Source organism: Streptomyces pseudovenezuelae (genome assembly GCF_001513955.1).
In the GTDB taxonomy this organism is placed as follows: Bacteria; Actinomycetota; Actinomycetes; order Streptomycetales; family Streptomycetaceae; genus Streptomyces; species Streptomyces pseudovenezuelae.
This window is the reverse complement of the sequence record NZ_KQ948145.1, coordinates 92,402-117,209: the sequence shown is the minus strand read 5'-3', so window position 1 is coordinate 117,209 and position 24,808 is coordinate 92,402. Positions and strand designations below refer to the sequence as shown.

At 69.2% G+C, this 24,808-nt stretch carries 22 protein-coding genes and 1 tRNA gene; 13 read left to right on the top strand and 10 right to left on the bottom strand.

Going from position 1 to position 24,808, the window contains the following annotated elements:
* Window positions 1–38 precede the first annotated feature (38 nt).
* Window positions 39–545 carry a protein-tyrosine phosphatase family protein gene (locus tag AQI94_RS07875; protein ID WP_031038592.1) on the bottom strand — a complete coding sequence of 169 codons (507 nt, stop codon included), beginning with the start codon at window positions 543–545 and terminating at the stop codon, window positions 39–41.
* 120 nt (window positions 546–665) lie between these two features.
* On the opposite strand from AQI94_RS07875, the gene AQI94_RS07870 reads away from it, so the two are divergent.
* Window positions 666–1,469, top strand: a complete 804-nt coding sequence (locus AQI94_RS07870; RefSeq protein WP_031038589.1) for a nuclease-related domain-containing protein — start codon at window positions 666–668, stop codon at window positions 1,467–1,469.
* Between the two features lie 164 nt (window positions 1,470–1,633).
* On the opposite strand, the gene ligD is transcribed toward AQI94_RS07870, so the two are convergent.
* Window positions 1,634–2,515 (bottom strand): non-homologous end-joining DNA ligase, encoded by an 882-nt coding sequence (gene ligD / locus AQI94_RS07865; protein WP_031038586.1) that lies wholly within the window; start codon window positions 2,513–2,515, stop codon window positions 1,634–1,636.
* Window positions 2,516–2,576: 61 nt separating this feature from the next.
* Between ligD and ku the strand changes: the two genes are divergently transcribed.
* The gene (gene ku, locus AQI94_RS07860; RefSeq protein ID WP_031038584.1) at window positions 2,577–3,596 is read left to right on the top strand and encodes a non-homologous end joining protein Ku; all 1,020 of its coding nucleotides are present in this window, start codon (window positions 2,577–2,579) and stop codon (window positions 3,594–3,596) included.
* A gap of 51 nt (window positions 3,597–3,647) precedes the next feature.
* On the opposite strand, the gene AQI94_RS07855 is transcribed toward ku, so the two are convergent.
* The 3 genes from AQI94_RS07855 to AQI94_RS07845 form a co-directional block, all read right to left on the bottom strand.
* On the bottom strand, window positions 3,648–4,148 hold the full coding sequence (locus tag AQI94_RS07855; protein WP_031038581.1) for a peptidylprolyl isomerase: 501 nt from the start codon (window positions 4,146–4,148) through the stop codon (window positions 3,648–3,650).
* Window positions 4,149–4,245: 97 nt separating this feature from the next.
* Window positions 4,246–4,638 carry a hypothetical protein gene (locus AQI94_RS07850; RefSeq protein WP_062229652.1) on the bottom strand — a complete coding sequence of 131 codons (393 nt, stop codon included), beginning with the start codon at window positions 4,636–4,638 and terminating at the stop codon, window positions 4,246–4,248.
* An 8-nt stretch (window positions 4,639–4,646) separates the two neighbouring features.
* Complete coding sequence (locus AQI94_RS07845) at window positions 4,647–5,159, bottom strand: SigE family RNA polymerase sigma factor (RefSeq protein WP_031047251.1); 513 nt, start codon at window positions 5,157–5,159, stop codon at window positions 4,647–4,649.
* Between the two features lie 171 nt (window positions 5,160–5,330).
* Between AQI94_RS07845 and AQI94_RS42590 the strand changes: the two genes are divergently transcribed.
* Window positions 5,331–5,762, top strand: a complete 432-nt coding sequence (locus AQI94_RS42590) for a hypothetical protein (protein ID WP_078902772.1) — start codon at window positions 5,331–5,333, stop codon at window positions 5,760–5,762.
* Between the two features lie 192 nt (window positions 5,763–5,954).
* Here AQI94_RS42590 and AQI94_RS07835 read toward each other — a convergent pair whose 3' ends face one another.
* Window positions 5,955–7,052: an acyltransferase family protein gene (locus AQI94_RS07835; protein WP_037942692.1), complete on the bottom strand. Its 1,098-nt coding sequence runs from the start codon at window positions 7,050–7,052 to the stop codon at window positions 5,955–5,957.
* Between the two features lie 318 nt (window positions 7,053–7,370).
* Between AQI94_RS07835 and AQI94_RS07830 the strand changes: the two genes are divergently transcribed.
* A complete protein-coding gene (locus tag AQI94_RS07830; protein WP_078902771.1) occupies window positions 7,371–8,189 on the top strand; it encodes a trypsin-like serine protease in 819 nt (272 codons plus the stop codon).
* 189 nt (window positions 8,190–8,378) lie between these two features.
* Here AQI94_RS07830 and AQI94_RS07825 read toward each other — a convergent pair whose 3' ends face one another.
* The 4 genes from AQI94_RS07825 to AQI94_RS07820 form a co-directional block, all read right to left on the bottom strand.
* Window positions 8,379–9,065 (bottom strand): hypothetical protein, encoded by a 687-nt coding sequence (locus AQI94_RS07825; RefSeq protein WP_225890163.1) that lies wholly within the window; start codon window positions 9,063–9,065, stop codon window positions 8,379–8,381.
* Between the two features lie 307 nt (window positions 9,066–9,372).
* Window positions 9,373–9,990 (bottom strand): hypothetical protein, encoded by a 618-nt coding sequence (locus tag AQI94_RS44545; protein WP_158806268.1) that lies wholly within the window; start codon window positions 9,988–9,990, stop codon window positions 9,373–9,375.
* Window positions 9,991–11,004: 1,014 nt separating this feature from the next.
* A complete protein-coding gene (locus AQI94_RS44540; protein ID WP_158806266.1) occupies window positions 11,005–11,493 on the bottom strand; it encodes a hypothetical protein in 489 nt (162 codons plus the stop codon).
* 242 nt (window positions 11,494–11,735) lie between these two features.
* Window positions 11,736–11,807 (bottom strand) — tRNA-Arg (locus tag AQI94_RS07820).
* A gap of 162 nt (window positions 11,808–11,969) precedes the next feature.
* On the opposite strand from AQI94_RS07820, the gene AQI94_RS07815 reads away from it, so the two are divergent.
* The 9 genes from AQI94_RS07815 to AQI94_RS07775 all read left to right on the top strand — a co-directional run bounded on the left by AQI94_RS07815 (window position 11,970) and on the right by AQI94_RS07775 (window position 24,763).
* Window positions 11,970–12,488 (top strand): response regulator, encoded by a 519-nt coding sequence (locus AQI94_RS07815; RefSeq protein WP_078902767.1) that lies wholly within the window; start codon window positions 11,970–11,972, stop codon window positions 12,486–12,488.
* Between the two features lie 276 nt (window positions 12,489–12,764).
* Window positions 12,765–13,919 carry an ArgS-related anticodon-binding protein NrtL gene (nrtL, locus tag AQI94_RS07810; RefSeq protein ID WP_031047234.1) on the top strand — a complete coding sequence of 385 codons (1,155 nt, stop codon included), beginning with the start codon at window positions 12,765–12,767 and terminating at the stop codon, window positions 13,917–13,919.
* Between the two features lie 16 nt (window positions 13,920–13,935).
* Complete coding sequence (gene lysA / locus AQI94_RS07805; protein ID WP_031047231.1) at window positions 13,936–15,327, top strand: diaminopimelate decarboxylase; 1,392 nt, start codon at window positions 13,936–13,938, stop codon at window positions 15,325–15,327.
* 194 nt (window positions 15,328–15,521) lie between these two features.
* The gene (locus AQI94_RS43895) at window positions 15,522–16,814 is read left to right on the top strand and encodes a homoserine dehydrogenase (RefSeq protein WP_031047229.1); all 1,293 of its coding nucleotides are present in this window, start codon (window positions 15,522–15,524) and stop codon (window positions 16,812–16,814) included.
* Between the two features lie 6 nt (window positions 16,815–16,820).
* Window positions 16,821–17,879, top strand: a complete 1,059-nt coding sequence (gene thrC / locus AQI94_RS43890; protein WP_031047226.1) for a threonine synthase — start codon at window positions 16,821–16,823, stop codon at window positions 17,877–17,879.
* Window positions 17,880–18,138: 259 nt separating this feature from the next.
* Complete coding sequence (gene thrB, locus AQI94_RS07790) at window positions 18,139–19,068, top strand: homoserine kinase (RefSeq protein ID WP_031047223.1); 930 nt, start codon at window positions 18,139–18,141, stop codon at window positions 19,066–19,068.
* 409 nt (window positions 19,069–19,477) lie between these two features.
* Complete coding sequence (rho, locus tag AQI94_RS07785; protein WP_062229651.1) at window positions 19,478–21,514, top strand: transcription termination factor Rho; 2,037 nt, start codon at window positions 19,478–19,480, stop codon at window positions 21,512–21,514.
* 132 nt (window positions 21,515–21,646) lie between these two features.
* A complete protein-coding gene (locus tag AQI94_RS07780) occupies window positions 21,647–23,449 on the top strand; it encodes a trypsin-like serine protease (RefSeq protein ID WP_031040650.1) in 1,803 nt (600 codons plus the stop codon).
* Window positions 23,450–23,656: 207 nt separating this feature from the next.
* On the top strand, window positions 23,657–24,763 hold the full coding sequence (locus AQI94_RS07775) for an LCP family protein (protein WP_031040653.1): 1,107 nt from the start codon (window positions 23,657–23,659) through the stop codon (window positions 24,761–24,763).
* Window positions 24,764–24,808 lie beyond the last annotated feature (45 nt).

Below are 24,808 nucleotides of genomic sequence, written 5' to 3'. Positions count from 1 at the left end.
CGGAAGTCCTTTTTGCCGTCCGGTGGGCCCGGGCGGCCCTACTCGGTCAGCTCCTCCAGCAGCCGGGCCGTCGACAGGCCCGCCTTCAGGTACTCGACGAACAGCTCGTTGTGCAGCGCCCACGGCGAGCGCCGGCCCCGGATCAGCCGGATCGCCGCGTCGGCCGTGTAACCCCTGCGGACCAGGGCGTGGGCGACGACCAGGCCCGAGCGGTTGTAGCCGTGGTAACAGCGGACGAGGACCTTGCGGCCCTCGTCCAGTGCGTCGCTCGCGGCCTGTGCCAGGCGCATCACGCCGGCGAGCTGGGTCCCGTCCAGCGGACCGTCCGGAATCGGCCACACATGGTGCTCGACACCGGGATCGGGACCGTGGCCCGGCAGTCGCAACAGCGTCTGCACGACCTCGAACTCGGCCCGTACGACGGCGAACTCCCGTTGCCCGGAAAGGCCCCGGAACTCGTGTCCGCCCATCCACAGGCCGGGCACGATCTCGTCCCACGCCCGGTCCGGAGCCGGTACCTCGGGTTGCTTCCTGCGGGTCCGCAACAGCGCCTCCCCAAGCCCCTGCGCCAAGCCCTGCAACTCCTTGCGACTCACCCCAAAGGTAACCGGCTTCTTGCCTGCGCAGCACCCCGCCTGTTCCCATGGTCCATGGGGTGATGGTGCATGAGCGGACTGCGCGTCGTGCCGACCTGGCGCCATGGTCAGGAGCGGCTGTACGTCTGCCTCACGAACGGCAGGAACATCGCCTGGTACGACCGTGAGGCGGCCCGGATCAATCTGCTGAGCGAGGACCGCAGAGAGGATGTGCTCGATGTCCTCGGACCCTTCCTGACCGGCCGGGTGGTCGTGGGCCCGCCCCCGGTGCCGACGCCCGCCGAGCTGGCCCGGCTCTCCCTCCACCCGGACGACGACCTCGCGCCCAACCGGCCCGGCGAGGCCCTCCAGATCGCCCTGGACCGGGACCCCGGGCCCGCGCACCGGATCCGCCGCGATCCCCGGCAGCGCGCGCTGGAGGCCGAGCAGACCGCGGGCGAGGCACTGGACCGCCTCGACGGCGCGGGCTGGCACACCCTGCACTCCGTGCCGCTCCCCGGCGGCGACCGGATCCACCATCTGGCGATCGGACCCGCGGGACTGTTCGCCGTGCACACGCTGTACGCCCGCAAGCAGCGGGTCACCGTCGCCGACCCGATGGTCGCCCTCGGCCGCCGCGACCCACAGCCGCTGCTGCGCCGCGTCCGCGCCGACGCCGACCGTGCCTCCTACGCCCTGACGGCCGAGGTCCACCCGGTCCTGGTCCTCGTCGGCCCCTCCGGAGTGGCTCTCACCCGCCCGCCCCGCGAGGTCCGGGTCCTCGGCGACGCGGATCTGGAAGGTCTCACCCGTCTGGGCGGTGTCCTCAAGCCGGCGGACGTGGAGGCCCTGCACGCGATGGCCCGCGACCGGCATACGTGGGGAAAGGTCTGAACACCGTCCATCGGAGGTCACCCGGGGCGGGACGCGAGGGGCGCGGGACGGAAAGGTCTCAACACCGTGCACCGCGGCCCGCCCAGGGGCGCGGGGAACCGCGCGACAAGCCCCCACCGGTCCGCAGCCGCCGGCCGACCCGCCCCGGCACCCCGTCTCGCGGCCTACGGCAACCGTGACGCCCGCCCACTGTCCAGCAACGGGTCCAGCAGATCACCGTAGTCCTGCAGCCGAGGCCCCATGTCTCCGGCCTGGAAGGACAGTCGGCCGGGGACAGTGCACTCCCCGACCTCCGTCCAGGTGACCGGCGCCGACACCAGGGGGCGACTCCTGGCCCGCAGCGTGTACGGCGTGGCCGTGGTCTTGCGGGCGGCGTTCTGGCTCCAGTCCACGAAGACCTTCCCCGGGCGCAGGCTGCGGGTCATCCGGTGCAGGGCCAGCCGCGGCATCGCCCGCTCCGCCTCCACGGCGAGCTGCTTGGCGTACTCCGACACCTGGTCGGACGACGCCCCCCGCACCGCCGCCAGCAGATGCAGCCCCTTCGACCCGGCGGTCTTCGGGTACGCCTCGATCCCGTCCGCGGCCAGCCGCTCCCTGAGCCACAGGGCGACCTCGCAGCACTCGACGATCGTCGCGGGCGCGCCCGGGTCGAGGTCGAGGACCAGGCGGTCGGCCTCCTCGGGGGCGTCGACCAGCCACTGGTGGGTGTGGAACTCGGTCACCAGGTTGGCGGCCCACATCAGGCTCGCCAGGTCCTGGACCAGGACCATCCGGGCCGGCCCCTCGGAGCGGGGGACCTCGGCCGTGGTGACCCAGTCGGGCGTACCCGGGGGGACGTTCTTAGTGAAGAAGACCTGGCCCTCGGGACCGTCCGGGTAGCGCAGGAAGGAGACGGCACGGTCACGCAGATGGGGGAGGAGGACATCGGCGGCGGTGGCGTAGTAGTGCAGCACCTCGCCCTTGGTGAAGCCGGTGGCCGGATACAGCACCTTCTCCAGATTGCTGAGCGCGAGCCGTCGCCCCTCCACCTCTGTGATCGGCGTCATACGATGAGAATCTCACGCATACCTGATGAAAAGGTGCAATGCCCCAGAAAGGGTTCCGCTGGTGAGATCCATATGGAACGGCGCCATCTCGTTCGGCCTGGTCAGCATTCCGATCAAGCTGGTGAACGCCACCGAGAGCCACTCGATCTCCTTCCGCCAGATCCACACCGAGGACGGGGGCCGCATCCGCTACCGCAAGGTCTGCGAACTGGAGGACCGCGAGGTCACCCAGTCGGAGATCGGCAAGGGCTACGAGGACGCGGACGGCACGATCATCCCCATCACCGACGAGGACCTGTCTCATCTGCCGCTCCCCACGGCGAGGACGATCGAGATCGTGGCCTTCGTGCCGGGCGACCGGATCGACCCGCTCCAGATGGACGCCGCGTACTACCTCCAGGCGGGCGGCGCCCCCGCCGCCAAGCCGTACACCCTGCTCAGGGAGGCGCTGAAGCGCAGCAACAAGGTGGCCATCGCCAAGTACGCGCTGCGCGGCCGCGAACGCCTCGGCATGCTCCGGGTGGTCGAGGACGCCATCGCCCTGCACGGGCTGCTGTGGCCGGACGAGGTCCGCGCGCCCGAGGGACTCGCCCCCGACACCAAGGTCACCGTCAGCGACAAGGAACTCGACCTCGCCGACGCCCTCATGGACACCCTCGGCGAGATCGACCTCGACGAACTCCACGACGAGTACCGCGAGGCCCTGGAGGAGGTCGTCGCCGCGAAGGCCGCAGGCGAGGCCCCGCCGGAGTCCCCGGAACCGGCCCGCAGCGGCAAGGTCCTCGACCTCATGGCCGCGCTGGAGAAGAGCGTGCGGGACGCGAAGGAGTCGCGCGGCGAGGAGCCGGGCGAGGTCCGGCAGCTGCCGCAGCGGAAGTCCGCGCGGACGGCACCGAAGCAGACCGGCGGGAAGAAGTCGACCGCCAGGACCGCCGGGAGCGCCACGACGAAGAAGACGGCCGCCGCCAAGAAGACCACGGCGAAGTCGTCACAGGGGACGAAGAAGACCGCCGCCAAGAAGACGACGACGGCGAAGAAGACGGCGGCCAAGAAGACCACCGCCCGCAAACGGACCGCGTGACCTGCGCACCGCCGTCGGCGCCGCACAGGCCACGCACGTCTCCCGCAGAGGTCAGTCGACGACCTTCGCGGACTCGATGATCACCGGCTGCGTCGGCACGTCACCGTGACCACGGCTGCTGCCGGTCCGCACGCCCTTGATCTGGTCGACGACGTCCTGGCCCTCGGCGACCTTGCCGAACACGGTGTAACCCCAGCCGTTCGGGCTCTTGGCCGTGAAGTTGAGGAACTCGTTGTCCGAGACGTTGACGAAGAACTGCGCGGTCGCCGAGTGCGGGTCGCTGGTGCGCGCCATCGCCACGGTGTACGCGGTGTTCTTCAGACCGTTGTCGGCCTCGTTCGGGACCGGCGCGAGCGTGGGCTTCTGCACCATGTCCGGGGTGAAGCCACCGCCCTGGACCATGAAGCCGTCGATCACCCGGTGGAAGATCGTGCCGTCGTAGTGCCCGTTGCCGACGTACTTCAGGAAGTTCTCGACGGTCTTGGGCGCCTCGGCGTCGGCGAGCTCGAGGACGATACGGCCGAAATTAGTGGTCAGCTCGACCCTGGACATGGGAATCGTCCCTTTCTGGTGGGGCATGACCGAAGCATCTTGTCACACGGCTGTACGGGTACCCCGGCCCTTCCCCACCACCCGGGCCCGCCGGCCGTCACGGCGCGGGCGAGGACAGGGGCGCGTCGCCCGTGGAGATCCCGGAGGTAGCGGGCCTCGGCGTGGGCACGACCGACGGTTCGGAGGGGGCGGCCGACGGCGGCACCGGGCCGGTGCCGGTGGGCGAGTGACTGCCCGGCGGGGCCAGCGGCACCGAGGAGCGGCCGGCTTCCGCGCCGGGCAGGGCGGCCACGACCCCGGCCGTGAGGACGGCGGCCACCAGCACTCCCACGGCGCCCGAGACCGCCGTACGACGGCGCCGGATCCGCCGGCCGCCGGCGACGGCCGCGTCGGTGACGCTGGGCAGGGCCGGCTCCCGCGAGCCGTCGAGGACGGCCTCGAAGGCACTCCGCACGCGGGCACCCTCCCCGTACTCGTCCACGTCGTACATCTCCCGCCTCACCTCCCGCTCGTCTCGCCCGCCAGGCCCTCGACGAGCCCGCGCAGCCGGACGAGCCCGCGGGCGCTCTGGCTCTTGACCGTGCCCGGGGTCACGCGCAGCGCCTCGGCGGTCTGCTCCACACTCCAGTCCTCCCAGAACCGCAGTACCAGGACCGCCCGGTAGCGGGGCGGCAGTTCCATCAGCGCGGCCTGCATCACCAGCCGCAGCTCGGGCGTGTCCGGAGGCTCGGCGGACCCCGGCTCCGGCACCTCCTCCGTCGGCTCCTCCCGCCAACTCCGTTTGCGGTACTGGTCGATGAAGGCGCGGGTGAGGATCGTACGGGCGTAGGCCTCGACGTTGCCGTCGCGGCGGATCCGGCCCCAGGAGGCGTACAGCTTCATCAACGTCGTCTGGGTGAGGTCCTGCGCCTGGTGCCAGTCCCCGCACAGCAGATACGCGCTGCGTCTGAGCTGCCCCTGCCGGGCCTCGGCGAACTCCCGGAACTCCCGCTCCCGGACTGCTTCCCGCACCCGCCCCGACCCTCCGCCGAACCCGTCACACCTGTCCTTCAGAGGTACGGCGGGACGCGCCACGAGGTTGCACGCCCCGCGAGAAAAGTTTCCGCACCGGTCCGTGCAACCCGCCCCGGCCGCCGCCCCGTACTCCTCTCACGCAAACGTCCCGACCACCGAGGAGCACTCTTGACGAACCGCCATGGCATCCGACCCACCCGCCGTCTGCTGATCGGCGTCCTCGCGGGAACCGCCGTGGCCGTGGCGGGCTGGGCCGCGGTCGCGGGCGCCGCGACCGGCTCCGCCACGCCGAAGGCGACATCGGCGCCGTCCACCGCGCCGTCGGCGGTGCCGTCCGTGGCACCCTCGACGGTGCCGTCAGCGGTGCCGTCACCCGTGCCGTCCGAGGGACCGTCCGAGCCGAGCCCGGTGCCTTCCGCACCGACGACGGTGCCGAGTCCGGTGCCGTCCGTGCCGGGGACCGCGCCGCGCCCGGTACCGACGGTGGTGCCGAGCGAGCGGCCCTCGACCGCCCCGAGCCCCGTCCCGAGCCCCGCCCCGGCGGAGCCCACCACCGGGCCCCGCCCGGTCCCGTCGGTCGCGGACCGGTCGTCGAAGTAGCCGCACCAGAGCCGCGCCCGCGCCCCGCGGCACGAGACGACGCCGGAACGGCCGTTTCGCCGCGGGGCGTGCCGGGTCGGCAGCAGGGGACACCCTCCGTGGCGAGCCCGTGGGCTTCTGAAGCGAGCAGAAGCGCGCCCCGCATGGGCCGCGTGGGCCCCACGGGACGGCGTCCGAGCCGCCACCCCTCGCTCACGTACCGGCGGCCGCCTTCCCTCCGGCACGCACCGGTCGGGCCGCCTCCTGCCGGAAGGCCCACCGCAGCTCCGGTTCCACCACGCACCGCAGGGCCCGCCGGACCGGTGGGGTGCACAGCGCGGTCACGACGCCGGCGGCGACGAGGGCGACCACGCCGACGCCGAGCGGCCCGTGGATCCAGGCGGGTCCGTACCAGCCCCAGAACCGGGCGCCCTGGACGAGGAAGCCGTGCAGCAGGTAGCCGTAGAGGGTGCCCGCGCCGAGCACGGTGAACCAGGTCCGCCGCCCCGGGACCAGCGCGAGGAAGCACCCGACCAGGACGAGCGAGCACCCGAAGGCGACCAGCGTCATCACCGGCCCCGACCAGGCGGGCGCGCCCAACTCCTGCGCGCTGTCCCGGTGGTAGAGCCACGCCGAGCTCATCCGCGGCACCACCCAGTAGGCGGCCACGAGCGCGACGGCGAACACCGGCCCGGCGACCATCCGTACCGCCCGCCGACGGACCAGCCGGAAGTGCTCGGGCCTGAGCGACAGACCCAGCACGAAGTACGGCAGGAACTGCAGGACCCGCTGCAGGTCGAGGTCGTCCCCGATGGAGGGCGTGAGCGTCGCGAGCATGGCCACGACGAGGGCGACCGGCACCGGATGACGTACCCGCTTCCACAGGGGCGTGCTCAGCCGCCACACGAACAAGGCCACCAGGAACCACGTCAGATACAGCGGGTCCAGCAGACTCACCGGCCGGTCCGGCACCTCGTCCGTCCACCGCGTGAAGAAGGTGTACGCCGTCTCGAACACGACGTACGGCACGACGAGCCCGGTCACCAGCCGCCGCAACCGCCCCGGACTCGCGTCGAAGTTCCGCGAGAAGTAACCGGAGACGACGATGAACGCCGGCATGTGAAAGGCGTACACGAGCAGGTACAGCGCGGACACGGCCCGACTCCCGTCCCGCAACGGCTCCCACGCATGCCCCACGGCGACCAGCACGATCGCCAGGTACTTGGCGTTGTCGAAGAAGGCATCGCGCTCGGGGGGATGCTGCGGTGCGGGTCTTTCCTGAGGGGCCGCTGTGAGAAGTCGCTCGTGCATCCGGGGCGCCTGACCGCTTTGGGGACACCCCAAACCTGGGGTGTCTGTGCGACCCATCCCCCGGGCGGCGGACTGCTCGGCCGAATTCTGGATTCCATTTCGCCTGACATGGACCAGGAGCGGTCGCACCTGGTCGCACCTGAATGCAATCGACGGCCATCCGCGCACCAAGGCTCGATTTCGAGCTTCTTCGAGGCCGAGGGATGAATGATGTGGTGTGAGGACTACGATTTATCCCGTCGGTGAGCGACCAGCGTCATGTGGAATGACCGAAACGCTTCATGCGAGCTGTGAGCATGATTCCATTGGGGGGAATTCATGACATCGAACTACTTTGGTGTGTCTGCTGTGCTCCATAAAGGGGTGCGAGTCATCGCTGCCGCTGTGGCGGCGTTGGGTTTGTCGATGGCGGGAGGCGCTCCGGCCCAGGCCATCGTCGGAGGCTCTCCCGTTCCGGGCGGATGGTTCGGCGATCGGGTACCGAGCCAGAACCCTTACGGGTTCGTCGGGCGGGTCGTGCTGGCCAGCGGATCGGCATGTACCGCTTCGTTGGTGGCGCCCGACCTGGCCCTGACCGCGGGGCATTGCAGCGGCGCCGGCTCGATCACCTTCGGCCTGCTGAACACGGACCGCGATCGCGGCGAGAAGCGAAGGATCGTCGCGGAGAAGCTTCAGGGCGACACCACGCTCCCTCAGGGCGCAACGCTCCTGGTGCGCCTCGACAGCCCCATCCGAGACATCACTCCGGTGCGGCTGGGCGACAGCCAAAGCAGGGGCCTCTGGTCAACCGGCAAGAACGCCAAGGTGATCGGGTGGGGACAGATCAACGACACCGCGACCGGTACGGGCATCTGGTCGAAGGAATTGCGTGAGGCCACGCTGAAGGTGCGGGACACGGCGATCTCCCTGCCCCCGCTGCGGGGGATGATGAAACTCTCCAGTGTGGTCGGGCATCCCACCCATGGAGACAGCGGTGCCCCGATCCTGGCCACGGACTCCACCGGCCGCCTGGTGCAGTTCGGCATCTTCGAAGGTGCGACCAGGGCGGGCGGCTTCTACGCGAATCGCATTTGGCCTCAACAGAGGCTGGTCGACTATGTGAACGCACATCAGAGCGGCGCCTCCACGGGGACGTAGCAGCGTCGGCACCACCGGCGGGCCCTGCCAAGTGCCCGCATCCCGCCTGTCAGACACACACGAAGAGACCCCGCACCTGGCGAGCACCAGTGGCGGGGTCTTTGGACACCTCATACAAGGTGCCCCCGGGCGGGATTCGAACCTGCGCACGACTCCGGGAGCCCTTTGCTGCTCAGGCAATACAGGAGGTCACGGATCTGCACGGGACTGATTTCGATCTCTGAGTTGTGTGCCAGTAGATGCGGCGGCCTGGGCCAGTTCTGCCGCGAGTAGGCGTGCGAGGTTGTTCCGCGCGCTGTCGAGCGCGGCGAGCATCTGCACACAGGTCTGCTCGAAGTGAGGGTCGACCTCGACGCCGAGGTCGTGTCGCAGCGTGACCCGCAACAGGTACACGCCGTCGGACAGCGGGCCGCTGAACCATATCTTCGCCCGTTGGTACGCCTCGCCGAGGACGGGACTGCTGGGCAGCTGTTTGACGACTAGGTACCCAATTCCGAGCGACCGGTTGAGCGTCGAGGCTATTTGCAGGACATCCTTCGTCAGTGCCATCTGCGCTTGGGAGTACTGGTCGGCCCAAGATTCCTTTGCGGCGTCGAGGAGCGCTGGGTCGGCACCTTCACCGCGCTCGGCCGCTTCGACGGCATCCCGGGCGGCGACCCGGTAAGCACGAGCTGCGGTGTTCAGACGGGCATAGAGATCGCGCTTGGCTTGTAGCGCTTGCTCATCGCGCTCTTGCTCTCGCTCACGTTCGGCGCGCTGGTTCTGTTCCGCCGCCTCGGCCCGGCTGGCGCGCTGGCTGAGCACTGCCCCTCCCAGCGTTCCGCCCAGCGTTCCTCCGACGCTGATGAGCGCGACGGCAAGCGTGGTCACATCCACGAGATCCCCCAACTCGTCTATTCGCCTGCCGGCAGGTGGCGAACCGAAGACAGCAAGACAGGCTCCTCAGCCAGGCTCATGCTCCCCGTTCGCGGCATGGCCCAAGGCTGGGACGGCGATAAGTAGCAGGTCTGCTCACGGCAGCTTCGGGCGGCACACGCCTGCACATACGTTAGGACCCCGTCCTCAGTGAAAGCGTTGATGGCGGGGTCTTTGGGCGCCTCATGCAAGATGGCGCCGGCAGGAATCGAACCCGCGTGCCCGGCTGCGGGGAGCATACGTCAGGGGTCTCTCAGCGGAGGGCTGCTCACACGCTGCGTTGAGAAGATCTCAGCTCTGGGGTGGAAAGATACAACCCTCCGTGATCTCTTAGGTCTGCACGAGCCACTCGCTCGTAGGCGCTGAGGGCTGTAGACGCTGCCACACGGGCTTGCTCAACTTCTGTGATCTGCTCCTGCGTGGCAGTGGCGTCCGGCCTCAGGTGCTTGGCCATGGACTCTATATAGAGGCTGATCATTTGCTGAAGGGTAGTAGCTCTATTTGTGACGTCTCCGGCAGAGTCTTCTAGTCGGACCATTCCGAGGGTGACCACCATCGCGTTGTAAGAGTCGCGCGCCGTTGTGCGTCGACTGTCCAATTCTTGCTTGGTTCTGGGCGCCTTGAGTGCCCCTTTCACCATGGCGCAGTCTCGGAGGGTGGTAAGGGCCGCAGTGCTGTAAGCCGCGTAGGCTTCGCGCTTCGTGATGCGGTACTGCTCAGCAGCCTTCGCCTCGCGGTCCGCAGCCGCCATATCGGCTGCATGAGTCAAATTCCGTTTCGCGATCAGATAGGCAATGAGCGCGGTGATGCCGGCTGCTATAAGTGATGAGGCTGCTGTGATTACGGAGACAGTGATAAGTGTGGCTGACGATACGCCGGAATTCATGCTCTCCCCAGCTGGTTCTGGCGTTGCACTGATGAGCTAGATTTTGTCGGGGGATCAGGGAGCAGTCCTCTGATTTGAGCAACATTTGAGGCTTTTCTCGAATGTGGTCTTTTTCTTCCGGGAGTGGCTTGGTTTCCGCGTTGGCTGTCGGAGTTCGACAGCAGACGGTTCCTTTGGGTGGCTGTAACACCCGCCGGGGTGCAGCCACCGGCAGGTCGGACATGTGAGACACCCTGAGATTCTGTTGTCCCACCTGTCTGTGCAGGTCAGGGCCCTAATCGAGAGGTCGGACAGGGCAAGTGGGTGCCGCAGGCGAGCCCGCGGAGCCTTCCAAGTGATCGCGGATGCGCTGAGGGCGCAGATCGGGCTGCGTTCTTCGGCTGCATCCTGTACGCGGTGATGCAACCAGCTGAAGTGGTGGGACTCCGGTTGTCTGACTGCCATCTCCCTGAAAAGGGGTGAGGGACGCTCACGCTATCGGAGACCCGTTCGATCTCCGGCAAGAAGTGGACCGATTCGGGTGAGCGGCATGCCAGGCGGGGACTGAAATCACGGGAACCGGGCATGGATCGGCCCGTGCCCGGTTCCGCCTGTTCTGGTGGTGATGCTACGAACGCGCGTGAAGGAGTTCGGCACCGCCAAGGACGGGCGGCTCTTCCTCAACGAGCGGGGCGATCTTCTCGGCATCACCAGCTACTGGCTGGTGATGCAGGAAGCCGGACCGCTGGCGCTCCCGCCAGACAAGGTGTCCTCGCCGTTGGTTCGGAAGCCGTACCATCTGCGGGCCACATGCATCACGAACTGGTTCCGTGCAAGCTTTCCCCAGCGGAAGTGGCTCGACGCGCTGGCAACTCGTCAGAAGTCATCCGTCGCCGCTACACGGGCGTCATCGACGATTGCGAGGAGCAGAAAAACCAGAAGATCAAAGTGCGAGAGAATGGATACCTCGTTCTTGCCCATCACCGTTCCGGTTGCGCCGGTTGGTGTTCTGTTGGTCGTCGGGCAATCTCGCATTCAATTCATGTTGTCAAGCGATGCTCGCGCTTTTGTTTGGAAGTCGGCAATGGATCTATTGATGTCTATTTCCATGCCTTCTAAAGTGTGGTGATCACCCTCTGGCGTTGCTAGCCATTCCGCCATGGCAGACTCATGGCTGCGTAGATGCTGAAATATTCTGTTGGCAGAGCGTACGACCGCCTCTGGACCCTCGATGGCGATCAGGCTTATCGCGTGATCGATCTCGCGCATGGTTGCGTGAAGGGTCTCTTTCAGCGCTTCGGGGTCAGTAGGCACCGTATCTAGCGTGGTCGCCATATATTCATGAACGCGGCGAAGGAAGTCGGCGTACACGTGGCGGCGGGACTCGCGCTGTGCCTGAGTCCGTTGATTCTTGGCTTGGTGGCGTCCCGTAACGGCTGCCGCTCCAACGGCGCCACCCGCTCCCACGGCAGCCCCGAGCACGCCAATGGCGGCCCCGAGCAGCGCAACGATCCCAGCGTCCATGTGGTTGATTTTGTAGGGGTGTTGGGCCTCTGCGGGCGTCTTTCGAGACTTTACTGTCGCCCGGGTCCCGATCTCTCTGGTTCCACGAGCAAGATCGGCCGGGAGTCGTGTGAGGCCCACACGTCCTTCACGCGCGAGCCCTGAGCAGACAATGAGAAAGAGCGGGACCCCGTGAGACGGGGTCCCGCTCTCTCATGTCGGCATTCGCCAGCTCAGCGCGTTCTTGCTGAGTATGTGGCGAGTGCCCCCGGCAGGATTCGAACCTGCGCACACGGCTCCGGAGGCCGTTGCTCTATCCCCTGAGCTACGGGGGCGTGTCGGTCGGAGTTGGTGGCTCGCGGCGACGGGTAGAACACTACCAGCTTCGTCGGGGTGATCAGGAACGGGTTTCCCGGCGGACGTCAGCCCCTCGGCGGACGTCACCCCGTGTCCCCCGGCGGACCTCACCCCGTGTCCGTCCCCCGCACGGGGTGGAAGTGGGGAAAACCCGGACGCGGTGGCCGGTCCGCACCTACTCTCGAGTTGTGCCAGGCGCGTCGGGTCGGGTGCTTGTTGTGGACGACAACAAGGTCATCCGGCAGTTGATCAGGGTCAATCTCGAGCTGGAGGGTCTCGAGGTCGTGACCGCGGCCGATGGTGTCGAGTGTCTGGATGTCGTTCATCAGGTGCGTCCCGATGTCGTGACCCTCGATGTGGTCATGCCCCGCCTGGACGGGCTGCGGACCGCCGCACAGCTGCGTTCCGACCCCCGGACCGCTCACCTTCCCCTCGCCATCGTCAGTGCCTGCACTCAGCACGAGGTCGACAGCGGTCTCGACGCCGGCGTCGACGCGTTCCTCGCCAAGCCCTTCGAACCCGCCGAACTCGTGCGGCTCGTACGGCAGTTGATGGAGCAGAGCCGGGAGCGACGGCGGGCGGGCGAGGAGGACAGCCGTCTCGTCGGGGGTGTACTCGGTGGTGGAGAGGCCGAGCGGGCCGGTCGCGCCGGCGGCTGAGCCCCATCGACGCTGCCTCGCAGTCACATCGGTGTGCCAGCCCCCGGGGAGATCCGGGGTCGCGTCCCGCATGCTGCAGCCCAGCCCAGCCCAGCCCAGCCCAGCCCAGCCCAGCCCCGCTCAGCCCATTCCCACGCCGGCCCGGTTCCGCCACCACTATCCATCCGACCTGTCCATCCGACCTGTCCATCCGACCTGTCCATCCCCCGTCCCACATCCCGGAACCCCGCCAAACCCGCTCGCCCTCCCACCCCCCTCCTCCCATACGCTTGTCCCGTGACCCCCGTCGAGCTCTCCCGTACCGTGCTGCGCGCGGTGCGTCGTGCTGTCGATGACGGGGTGCTGGACGTGGTCGTGCCGGGGCGGACGGACGTCATGCCCCCGGGGCCCGGTGGGTGTGGTGACTACGCCACCAACGTCGCCCTCCAGCTGGCCCGGCCCGCCGGGCAGCCCCCGCTGCGGGTCGCCGAGATTCTCCGGCAGCGTCTCGCGCAGAGCGACGGCATCGGTGACGTCGTCGTCACCGGGCCCGGGTTCCTCAACATCAGCCTGCGGGGGAGCGGTGACGACCTCGTGCGGGAGATCCTGCGGCTCGGGCGGCGGTACGGCCATGCCGACCGGCCCACCGGGCAGCTCGTGCAGCTGCACGCGCCCCACGAGGTCCGCGCCGTCGTCGTGATGGACGCCGTCGCCCGCATCCTCCGTTCCCAGGGCGCCCTCGTCCGCACCAGCTGCGTCGCTCGCCCGGAGCCGGCCTGGACGGACGTCCTCGGCGTCGAGGTCGACGCGTACGGCACCTCCGAGGCCCCCGCCCCGCTCGACGTCAACGTACGGCCCGTACCGGTCGGCCCCGCCGGCCTCACCCGACTGGGCGGGGACGCCGCCCGCTGGGCACTACTGCATCCCGCTCCTCACGACCGGCCCCGCATCAGCGACGACCACCTGGTCCAGCGGGAGAGCAACCCTCTCTTCCGGGTCCGTTACGCCCACGCCCGCACCCGGGCTCTTACCCGCAACGCCGCCGACCTGGGCTTCCACGCCGAGCCCGGGGACGTGCACCCACGGGGCGACACCGACATCGACATCGGCAGCGACACCGACATCGGCAGCGACACCGACATCGAAACGGCAGCGCGGGAGACCTCCGTACCGGAAACCGTCGTACCCGACGTGACCCTCCTGCGGAACGTCCTCGCCGATCACCCCCGTGTTCTCCGGGCCGCCGCCGCGCACCACGCCCCCGATCGTCTGGCCCGTCATCTCGTCATCGTCGCCGATGCCGTTCTCCCCTTTCTCGCCGTCGTCCTTCCGCGTGGTGCGGAGAAACCCTCGGCCGCCCACCGTGCCCGGCTCGCGCTCGCCGAAGCCGCCGGGGCGGTGCTGGCCGGTGGCCTGTCCCTGCTCGGCATCGACGCACCCGAACACCTCTAGAGAGCCAGTCAAGAAGATGAGCCGTTCCGCACATCCCGCCGGGCCCCGGCACGCCGACGTCCTTCCCGAGGGCCACTACTCCGCCCCGCCCGCCGACCTCAACACCCTCGACCCCAAGGTCTGGGCCCAGACGGTCACCCGCGACGAGGACGGCGTCCTCACCGTGGGCGGTATCACCGCGACGCAACTCGCCGAGCAGCACGGCACCCCCGCCTATGTCGTCGACGAGGCCGACTTCCGGGCGCGGGCGCGGGCGTGGCGCAGTGCGTTCGGGACCGACGCCGACGTCTTCTACGCCGGCAAGGCGTTCCTGTCGCGAGCCGTCGTGCGTTGGCTGCACGAGGAAGGGCTCAACCTGGACGTCTGCTCCGGGGGTGAACTCGCCACCGCCCTGTCCGCCGGCATGCCCGCCGACCGCATCGCCTTCCACGGCAACAACAAGTCGACGGAAGAGATCACCAGGGCCATCGAGAGCGGGGTGGGGCGGATCGTCCTCGACTCGTTCCAGGAGATCGTCCGGGTCGCGCACATCGCGCAGAGCCTGGGGAAGCGGCAACGGGTCCAGATCCGTATCACCGTCGGCGTCGAGGCGCACACCCACGAGTTCATCGCCACCGCCCACGAGGACCAGAAGTTCGGCATCCCGCTGGCCGGCGGACAGGCCGCCGAGGCCGTGCGGCGGGCGCTGAAGCTCGACGGGATCGAGCTCATCGGCATCCACTCGCACATCGGCTCGCAGATCTTCGACATGTCGGGCTTCGAGGTCGCTGCGCACCGCGTGGTCGGGCTGCTCAAGGACGTCCGAGACGAGCACGGTGTCGAGCTTCCCGAGATCGACCTCGGGGGTGGCCTCGGGATCGCGTACACCAGCGACGACGATCCCCGCGAGCCGCACGAGATCGCCAAGGCGCTCACCGAGATCGTCACCCGTGAGTGCGAGGCCGCCAAGCTGCGCACGCCCCGTATCTCCGTCGAGCCCGGGCGCGCCATCGTGGGCCCCACCGCCTTCACGCTCTACGAGGTCGGCACCATCAAGCCCCTCGACGGGCTGCGCACCTACGTCTCCGTCGACGGCGGGATGTCGGACAACATCCGCACCGCGCTCTACGACGCCGAGTACACCGTCGCCCTCGTGTCCAGGACCAGTGACGCCGCGCCCATGCTCGCCCGGGTCGTCGGCAAGCACTGCGAGAGCGGGGACATCGTGGTCAAGGACGCGTTCCTGCCGGCCGACCTGGCACCGGGTGACCTCATCGCCGTACCGGCGACGGGCGCCTACTGCCGTTCCATGGCGAGCAACTACAACCACGTGCTGCGCCCGCCGGTCGTCGCCGTCCATGACGGTGAGTCCCGCGTCATCGTCCGCCGGGAGACCGAGGAGGACCTTCTGCGGCTCGACGTCGGATAAACCTCCGCGGACAAACCTCCGCGGACGAACCCGCCGCGGGCCAGGAACGGAAGATCTACCAGGAACGGAAGATCTACGGTCTTCCGCCCCCGGACAAATGAAATAGATGTCTCATAATCCGGACGAGAGGCAGAAACTCCCGTCCGGTGAGTGAGACTGGTTCCACCGTAGACGGTATGAGGAAACGAGGTCGGATGATGCGTACGCGTCCGCTGAAGGTGGCGCTGCTGGGCTGTGGAGTGGTCGGCTCAGAGGTGGCGCGCATCATGACGACGCACGCCGACGACCTCGCCGCCCGTATCGGGGCCCCCGTGGAGCTCGCGGGGGTCGCGGTTCGGCGTCCCTCCAAGGCCCGTGAGGGCATCCCGCAGGAACTCGTCACCACCGACGCCACCGCCCTCGTCAAACGCGGGGACATCGACGTCGTGGTGGAGGTCATCGGGGGCATCGAGCCCGCTCGTTCCCTCATCACCACCGCCTTCGAGCACGGCGCCTCCGTCGTCTCCGCCAACAAGGCGCTCCTCGCCCAGGACGGCGCCGCCCTGCACGCGGTGGCCGGGCAGCACGGCAAGGACCTCTACTACGAGGCCGCCGTCGCCGGTGCCATCCCGCTGATCCGTCCGCTGCGCGAGTCCCTCGCCGGCGACAAGGTCAACCGGGTGCTCGGGATCGTCAACGGCACCACCAACTTCATCCTCGACAAGATGGACTCCACGGGGGCCGGTTACCAGGAGGCCCTCGACGAGGCCACCGCCCTCGGATACGCGGAGGCCGACCCGACCGCCGACGTCGAGGGCTTCGACGCCGCCGCCAAGGCCGCCATCCTCGCCGGGATCGCCTTCCACACGCGCGTGCGGCTCGACGACGTCTACCGCGAGGGCATGACCGAAGTCACCGCCGCCGACTTCGCCTCCGCGAAGGAGATGGGCTGCACCATCAAGCTGCTCGCCATCTGCGAGCGCGCCGAGGACGGCCGGTCCGTCACCGCGCGCGTGCACCCCGCGATGATCCCGCTGAGCCATCCGCTGGCCTCCGTCCGCGGTGCCTACAACGCCGTGTTCGTCGAGTCCGACGCCTCCGGCCAGCTGATGTTCTACGGCCCGGGCGCGGGCGGCGCCCCGACCGCCTCCGCCGTACTCGGCGACCTGGTCGCCGTCTGCCGCAACCGGCTCAGCGGCACGACCGGGCCCGGTGAGTCCGCGTACGCCGCCCTGACCGTCTCGGGCATGGGCGAGGTCGTCACGCGCTACCACATCAGCCTGGACGTGGCCGACAAACCGGGTGTTCTCGCCCAGGTCGCCACCGTGTTCGCCGAGCACGGGGTGTCCATCGATACCGTTCGGCAGCAGGGGAAGGACGGCGAGGCGTCCCTCGTCGTCGTCACGCACCGCGCGTCCGACGCCGCCCTGGGCGGGACCGTCGAGGCGTTGCGCAAGCTCGACACCGTGCGGGGTGTCGCCAGCATCATGCGGGTTGAAGGAGAGTAACCAGCAATGACCCACCAGTGGCGCGGAATCATCGAGGAGTACCGGGACCGGCTGCCCGTCTCCGACACCACGCCGGTCGTGACGCTCCGTGAGGGCGGCACGCCCCTCGTGCCCGCGCAGGTGCTCTCCGAGCGCACCGGGTGCGAGGTCCACCTCAAGGTGGAGGGCGCCAACCCCACCGGGTCCTTCAAGGACCGCGGTATGACCATGGCCATCACGCGGGCCAAGGAGGAGGGCGCGAAGGCGGTCATCTGCGCCTCCACCGGCAACACCTCGGCCAGCGCCGCCGCCTACGCCGTACGCGCGGGCATGGTCTGTGCCGTGCTGGTGCCGCGGGGCAAGATCGCGCTCGGCAAGATGGGCCAGGCCCTCGTGCACGGCGCGAAGATCCTCCAGGTCGACGGAAACTTCGACGACTGCCTCACCCTGGCCCGCTCGCTGAGCGACAACTACCCGGTGGCGCTGGTCAATTCGGTCAACCCGGTGCGCATCGAGGGCCAGAAGACCGGTGCCTTCGAGATCGTCGACATGCTCGGCGACGCGCCCGACATCCACGTCCTGCCGGTCGGCAACGCCGGCAACATCACGGCGTACTGGAAGGGCTACAAGGAGTACGCCGCCGACGGCATCGCCGCGAAGACGCCCCGGATGTGGGGCTTCCAGGCCTCCGGCAGCGCCCCGATCGTGCGCGGCGAGATCGTCAAGGACCCGTCGACCATCGCCACCGCCATCCGCATCGGCAACCCCGCCTCCTGGCAGTACGCCCTCGCGGCGAAGGAGGAGTCCGGCGGGTTCATCGACGAGGTGACGGACCGTGAGATCCTGCGCGCCTACCGGCTGTTGGCCGCTCAGGAGGGTGTCTTCGTGGAGCCCGCCTCCGCCGCCTCCGTGGCCGGTCTGCTGAAGGCCGCCGAGCAGGGCAAGGTCGACCCGGGCCAGAAGATCGTGTGCACGGTCACCGGCAACGGCCTCAAGGACCCCGACTGGGCCGTCGCGGGCGCCCCGCAGCCCGTCACCGTCCCGGTCGACGCGGCGACGGCGGCCGAGCGACTCGGACTCGCGTAACAGCGCGCGGCACCCCTGACCGGCGTACGGCGGGGCCTTCCCTACCGGGGGTGCACAGGGGGCTTACGACACGCATCGTGCGCCTCCTGTGCGCCCTATGTCGCCACAGAACCTTCCTTCGATAGGCTGTACCGAACCCGCCCGCTGCATATGCCCTCGCGTACAGCGGGGCGCCACGTCGTCTCCGCGGCCAGCAGGGTCTTCGTACGTCATCGAATGTCATTCGACAATCACGCAGCTCAAGGAGAGTCATCGAGAGATGGCCGGTCCCGCCTTCCGTGCCGCCGCCGTCCGGGTGCGCGTCCCCGCCACCAGCGCCAACCTCGGCCCGGGCTTCGACGCCCTGGGCCTCTCGCTGGGGCTCTACGACGACGTCGTGGTCCGGGTGGCCGACTCAGGGCTGCACATCGACATCGCGGGAGAGGGCAGCGAGACGCTCCCGCGGGACGAGAGCCACCTGCTCGTCCGCTCCCTGCGCACCGCCTTCGACCTGCTGGGCGGCCAGCCGCGCGGCCTGGAGATCGTCTGCGCCAACCGCATCCCGCACGGTCGGGGCCTCGGCTCCTCCTCGGCCGCCATCTGCGCCGGAATCGTCGCCGCGCGCGCCGTGACCATAGGCGGCGAGGCCCGGCTCGACGACACCGCGCTCCTGGAGCTCGCCACCGAGATCGAGGGCCACCCCGACAACGTGGCCCCGTGCCTGCTCGGCGGCTTCACCGTCGCCTGGATGGAGGCCGGTGCCGCCCGGGCGATCAGGCTGGAGCCCGACCGTTCCATCGTTCCGGTGGTTTTCGTGCCCGGGAAGCCCGTCCTGACCGAGACCGCGCGCGGACTGCTCCCGCGCACCGTGCCGCACGTCGACGCCGCCGCCAACGCCGGCCGTGCCGCGCTGCTCGTCGAGGCCCTCACCAGGCGCCCCGAGCTGCTGCTGCCGGCCACCGAGGACCGTCTCCACCAGGAGTACCGCGCTCCCGCCATGCCGGAGAGCGCCGCACTGGTGGAGCGGCTGCGGGCCGACGGAGTCCCGGCAGTCATCTCAGGGGCGGGGCCCACCGTGCTCGCGCTGGTCGACGCGGACAGCGCCGACAAGGTGGCCCATCTGGCGGGCGAGGGCTGGGCCGCCAACCGGCTGGACCTCGACGCCCAGGGGGCCTGTGTGCTCCCGCTCGCGGCCGCCAGTGACATGTGAGATCCGGCGTGTGCCGGATTTCGAGAGGGGGAATGTTTGTTGGATCCGGTAGTGTTAATCTCAAGTCTGCACCCGACCCCACCATGGCGAGGTGCTTCACGTCCCCGTCCGGGACAGACATTCTTCCGGGAGCCTCCCAAGCCGCACTGCGTTCCGTACGACGTACATGGGCAGTACCTCGTACGCGGGCACTGAGCGACTTGCCGGGCACGCTCCGGAACCGGTGCGACCAAGCCAAAGTGACACGGACACTCAGTGCCACGGCTCTCGGAAGCGCCGTCACCACATTCCTCCGCCGCTTAGGCGGACCACCGCCCCGGCACGGTCCACAAGGATGGGACCGCCGTCGGACAGCACAAACGGTCGCCGAGCCAGACAGGCCGACGTCCGCTCCAGGGAAGGACCCTTCGTGAGCGACACCACCGATCTGATGGGCGCACGTGTCGAGGAGACCGCTGCCGCGCCCTCCACGGACGCCTCCGCGCCTGCCACCGGTGCCGGCTCCCGGCGGCGCCGCGGTACCGGCCTCGACGGCATGGTGCTGGCCGAGCTGCAGCAGGTCGCATCCGGCCTCGGTATCAAGGGCACCGCGCGTATGCGCAAGAGCCAGCTGATCGAGGTCATCAAGGAGGCGCAGGCCGGCGGAGGTGCCGCGGCTCCCAAGGCCGCGACTGCCGCGGGCGACGCCGAGACCAAGCCGAAGCGCCGCGCCACCTCCAAGGCCCGCACCGGCGAGGCCGCCGAGAAGAAGGCGGAGGCGAAGGCCGAGGCCCCCGCCGAGAAGGCCGTGGCCCAGCAGCAGATCGAGATTCCCGGCCAGCCGGCCGCCGAGCGCGCGGGGGACGACGCTCCCGCCGAGCGCCGTCGCCGCCGTGCCACCGCCGAGGCGGGCGCCCCCGCGGGCAGCCCCGAGACCGTCGTGGCCGAGGCGAGGAACGAGGCCAAGGCCGAGACCCCGGCGCAGCAGCCGCAGGGCGACGCCGGTGACGGCGAGGGCCGTGGCCGGCGCGACCGCCGCGAGCGTGACCGCGGCCGTGACCGCGGAGAGCGTGGCGACCGCGGGGACCGCGGTGAGCGTCGCAAGAGCGACGACCAGCAGGGCCAGGGCGGTCAGCGCCAGCAGCAGAACCAGCAGCAGGGCGGCGGCCGCCAGGACCGCCAGGACCGTCAGCAGCGCGACAACGGCCCCCAGGACGACGACGACTTCGAGGGCGGCCGCCGCGGCCGGCGCGGTCGTTACCGGGACCGCCGTGGGCGTCGTGGCCGTGACGAGATGGGCGGCCCCGAGCCGCAGATCAACGAGGACGACGTCCTGATCCCGGTCGCGGGCATCCTGGACATCCTCGACAACTACGCCTTCATCCGGACGTCGGGCTACCTGCCGGGCCCCAACGACGTGTACGTCTCCCTGGCCCAGGTCCGCAAGAACGGCCTGCGCAAGGGCGACCACATCACCGGTGCGGTCCGTCAGCCCAAGGAAGGCGAGCGGCGCGAGAAGTTCAACGCGCTGGTCCGGCTGGACTCCGTCAACGGCATGGCGCCCGAACACGGCCGTGGCCGCCCGGAGTTCAACAAGCTGACGCCGCTGTACCCGCAGGACCGCCTCCGTCTGGAGACCGACCCCGGCGTCCTGACCACCCGCATCATCGACCTCGTCGCGCCGATCGGCAAGGGCCAGCGCGGTCTGATCGTGGCCCCGCCGAAGACCGGCAAGACCATGATCATGCAGGCGATCGCCAACGCGATCACGCACAACAACCCCGAGTGCCACCTGATGGTCGTCCTGGTCGACGAGCGTCCGGAAGAGGTCACCGACATGCAGCGGTCGGTGAAGGGCGAGGTCATCTCCTCGACCTTCGACCGCCCGGCCGAGGACCACACCACGGTCGCCGAGCTCGCCATCGAGCGTGCCAAGCGGCTGGTGGAGCTGGGTCACGACGTGGTCGTGCTGCTCGACTCGATCACGCGTCTGGGCCGTGCGTACAACCTCGCCGCGCCCGCCTCCGGCCGCATCCTGTCCGGTGGTGTCGACTCGACCGCCCTGTACCCGCCGAAGCGCTTCTTCGGTGCGGCCCGCAACATCGAGGACGGCGGCTCGCTGACCATCCTCGCCACCGCCCTGGTGGACACCGGGTCCCGCATGGACGAGGTCATCTTCGAGGAGTTCAAGGGCACCGGCAACGCCGAGCTCAAGCTCGACCGCAAGCTCGCCGACAAGCGGATCTTCCCGGCGGTGGACGTGGACGCGTCCGGTACCCGTAAGGAAGAGATCCTGCTCGCCCCCGACGAGCTCGGGATCGTCTGGAAGCTGCGCCGGGTGCTGCACGCCCTCGACCAGCAGCAGGCGGTCGAGCTGCTTCTCGACAAGATGAAGCAGACGAAGTCGAACGCCGAGTTCCTGATGCAGATCCAGAAGACGACGCCGACGCCGGGCAACGGCGACTGACGTCAAACGTTCGGAAAGAGGGCCGCCCCCGTTCTCGGGGGGCGGCCCTCTTTGGTTTAGGATCACGCTCTTCGGTCGAATTTTCGATCTCTGAACTTCTGATCCCTTGGGGGGACTTGCATGGGTATACCCATGTCCGGAGACGCCGGCCGGCACAGACGGCGTGCGTGGATCGCTCTGCCCGTCGCCGTGGCCGCCGCACTGCTGGCCACGTCGGCGAACGCCGCCACCGCCGCGCCCGAGCCGCAGGCGCCGGTCCCGGCCGCCGCCACCGTGTCCACGCCGTCGCAGGCCGAACTGGAGCAGCGGATCGCCGGTGCCATCGCGGCGGAGGACACCTCCGGGACGATGACCCGGTCGCCGATGAGCGGTGGCAAGGTCGACTCCACCGTCTCGCCGATGATCATCGGTGGCACGACGACCACCATCACCTCGGCCCCGTGGATGGCCCAGCTCTGGTACACCGACGACCAGGGGACCACGGACACCAGCGACGACACCGGGTTCTTCTGCGGCGGCGCGGTCGTCGCGCCGACGAAGATCCTCACCGCCGCGCACTGCGTCAAGGGCGCCGACTGGGCCAAGGGCGGTGCCGTGGTGACGGGGGCCACGCAGCTGCCCTCCGAGGACGGCGACCTGCACGGCGGAACCGCCACGGCCATCCTGCGGCAGTGGTACCACCCGTCGTACAACGCGGACACCATCGACAACGACATCGCGGTCCTGACCCTGGCGGCTCCCGTCAAGGCCACCCCGATCCGCATGACGACGGCCACCGACACCGCCTCGTACGACCCCGCCACGACCGGTGCCAAGACCGCCAAGGTCTACGGCTGGGGCCGCACCAGCTCCACCAGCGACGACATCTCCCCGACGCTGAAGACGGCCACGCTGCCCATCAAGTCGGACACGACCTGTGCCGCGGCCTACGGCTCCTGGTTCATCAAGGGGCACATGACCTGCGCGGGCCCGGCCGCCAGCGGCAGCGACGCCGGTACGACCGCCATCTGCAGCGGTGACTCCGGCGGCCCCCTCGTGGTGAACGGGCGGATCGTCGGCGTCGTCTCCTGGAACGTGACGGACTGCGTCGCCAAGGGCGCCTACAGCGTCTTCACCAAGGTCAGCAAGTACGTCGGCGCCGCCTACCCGCGCGTCGACGACACCAACCTGAGCTTCGACCACAAGGCCGACCTGTGGATGCGCAAGTCCTCCACCAAGGTCGGCTACGAGCAGGACTCCAAGGGCACGACCTTCGCCGCCCGGCAGTCCTGGGGCGACTGGAACGGTGTGAACCTCGTCCGGCAGACCGACCTGAACCGGGACGGCTTCCAGGACCTGCTCTACCGCGTCTCCGCCACCGGTGACGTGTACTGGCTGCGGTTCGTCCCGTCGTCCACCGGCGGTGCCTGGGCCGCCCCGAAGAAGGTCTTCACCGACTGGCGGACCCGCACCCGGATCGTCACCCCCGGCGACGTGACCGGCGACTACAAGCCCGACCTGCTCTCCGTGGACTCCGCGGGCGTCCTGTGGATCTACCCGGGCAAGGGCGACGGCAGCTTCTCGGCCCGGGTCAGGGTCGGTGGCGGCTGGAGCCAGTACAACCAGCTGCTCGGCCACGGCGACTTCACCGGCGACGGCAAGGCGGACGTGCTGGCCCGCAACAAGAGCACCGGCGACCTCTACCTGTACAAGGGCACCGGCACGTCCGGCACGGGCGTCTTCGCGGCCCGCGTCAAGGTGCGCACGAACTGGAGCGGCTACAACGCCTTCGACGCCGTCGGTGACATCACCGGCGACGGCAGGGCCGACCTGCTGGCCCGCACCCCGGGCGGCACGCTCTACCTGTACAAGGGCACCGGCAAGGCGACCAGCGAGATCTTTGCCACAAGGACCAGCGTGGGGACCGGGTTCCAGCAGTACGACATCTTTGGCTGAAACTGCTGGTGAGCAGGGGCACGCCCGGCTTCTCCTGTCACGTGCTGTGACCACTGCTACACGTGGTGGTCACAGCACGTTGTGCAACCCTTTCTCGAGTTTCGCCATCTGACCAGGCGGAGCGACGATGGTGCGGTACGGGTCTTCCACGACCACGTCTGACCCTGAAAGCAGGGGGTAACCGACCGGACGAGATTCGAGGAGCACATGTCAGCCGAGAGCACGCCGACCCCTGGCATACCGAGGGGCAAGGGACGCCGCCGCAAACCCCGCAGCAAGGGCCGCAAGGGCCTGCTGGTCGCGGCGTGGGTCGCCGCGGGGATCGTCGTGGTGGGCGGCACCGGGGCCGGTTACGTGTACTTCAAGCTCAACGGCAACCTCAAGAGCGTCGACATCGACCAGGCCCTCGGCAGCGCCCGGCCCACGAAGGTCGACAACGGCTCCGAGAACATCCTCGTCCTGGGTTCGGACACCCGCTCCGGCTCCAACAAGAAGCTCGGCGGCGGCACCGACGACGGCAGCGCCCGCTCCGACACCGCGATGATCATCCACGTGTACGAGGGCCACAAGAAGGCCACCGTGGTCTCCATCCCCCGCGACACCCTGATCGACCGCCCGGAGTGCACCGACACCGACGGCAAGGAGCACGACGCCGCCTCGGACGTCATGTTCAACTCCGCGTACACCACCGGCGGGGCGGCCTGCGCGGTGAAGACGGTCGAGTCCATGACCGACATCCGCATGGACCACTACCTGGAGGTCGACTTCAGCGGCTTCGAGAAGCTGGTCGACGAGCTCGGCGGGGTCACGGTCACCACGACCAAGGCCATCAAGGACCCCGACAGCCACCTCGACCTCAAGGCCGGCACGCACGAGCTCACCGGCGCCCAGGCCCTCGGTCTCGTCCGCACCCGGCACGGCGTCGGCGACGGCTCCGACCTCGGCCGTATCCAGCTCCAGCAGGCCTTCATCAAGGCGCTGGTCAAGCAGGTCAAGAGCGTCGGCGTGCTGACCAGCCCCAAGAAGCTGTACGACCTCGCCGACACCGCCACCAAGGCCGTCACCACCGACTCCCACCTCGGCTCGGTCAACTCCCTGGTCTCCTTCGCGGGCGGCCTCAAGGGCATCAGCCCCTCGGACATGACCATGGTCACCATGCCGGTCCGCTACGACCCGGCGAACCCCAACCGTGTGATCGTGCAGGAGACCAAGGCCAAGCAGATCTGGACGGCCCTGGAGAATGACCGGGCGATCCCGAAGTCGGCCACCGAAGGCACCGCGACGGGCCAGGCCAAGGGCGTCGTCACCTCCTAGCGGGCCGCCCGCCGGGGGCTGGGAATAGATCGCGGCGTCCCCTCG

Excerpts from the sequence above, each read along its gene's own strand:
- AQI94_RS44545 (WP_158806268.1), bottom strand. The coding sequence starts at position 9,990 with ATGAATTCCGGCGTATCGTCAGCCACACTTATCACTGTCTCCGTAATC.
- thrB (WP_031047223.1), top strand. The coding sequence starts at position 18,139 with ATGGCCGGTCCCGCCTTCCGTGCCGCCGCCGTCCGGGTGCGCGTCCCC.
- AQI94_RS07855 (WP_031038581.1), bottom strand. The coding sequence starts at position 4,148 with ATGTCCAGGGTCGAGCTGACCACTAATTTCGGCCGTATCGTCCTCGAG.
- AQI94_RS07850 (WP_062229652.1), bottom strand. The coding sequence starts at position 4,638 with ATGTACGACGTGGACGAGTACGGGGAGGGTGCCCGCGTGCGGAGTGCC.
- AQI94_RS07780 (WP_031040650.1), top strand. The coding sequence starts at position 21,647 with ATGTCCGGAGACGCCGGCCGGCACAGACGGCGTGCGTGGATCGCTCTG.
- AQI94_RS43895 (WP_031047229.1), top strand. The coding sequence starts at position 15,522 with ATGATGCGTACGCGTCCGCTGAAGGTGGCGCTGCTGGGCTGTGGAGTG.
- AQI94_RS07870 (WP_031038589.1), top strand. The coding sequence starts at position 666 with ATGAGCGGACTGCGCGTCGTGCCGACCTGGCGCCATGGTCAGGAGCGG.
- AQI94_RS07835 (WP_037942692.1), bottom strand. The coding sequence starts at position 7,052 with ATGCACGAGCGACTTCTCACAGCGGCCCCTCAGGAAAGACCCGCACCG.
- thrC (WP_031047226.1), top strand. The coding sequence starts at position 16,821 with ATGACCCACCAGTGGCGCGGAATCATCGAGGAGTACCGGGACCGGCTG.
- AQI94_RS07775 (WP_031040653.1), top strand. The coding sequence starts at position 23,657 with ATGTCAGCCGAGAGCACGCCGACCCCTGGCATACCGAGGGGCAAGGGA.
- lysA (WP_031047231.1), top strand. The coding sequence starts at position 13,936 with ATGAGCCGTTCCGCACATCCCGCCGGGCCCCGGCACGCCGACGTCCTT.
- ligD (WP_031038586.1), bottom strand. The coding sequence starts at position 2,515 with ATGACGCCGATCACAGAGGTGGAGGGGCGACGGCTCGCGCTCAGCAAT.
- AQI94_RS44540 (WP_158806266.1), bottom strand. The coding sequence starts at position 11,493 with ATGGACGCTGGGATCGTTGCGCTGCTCGGGGCCGCCATTGGCGTGCTC.
- AQI94_RS07830 (WP_078902771.1), top strand. The coding sequence starts at position 7,371 with ATGACATCGAACTACTTTGGTGTGTCTGCTGTGCTCCATAAAGGGGTG.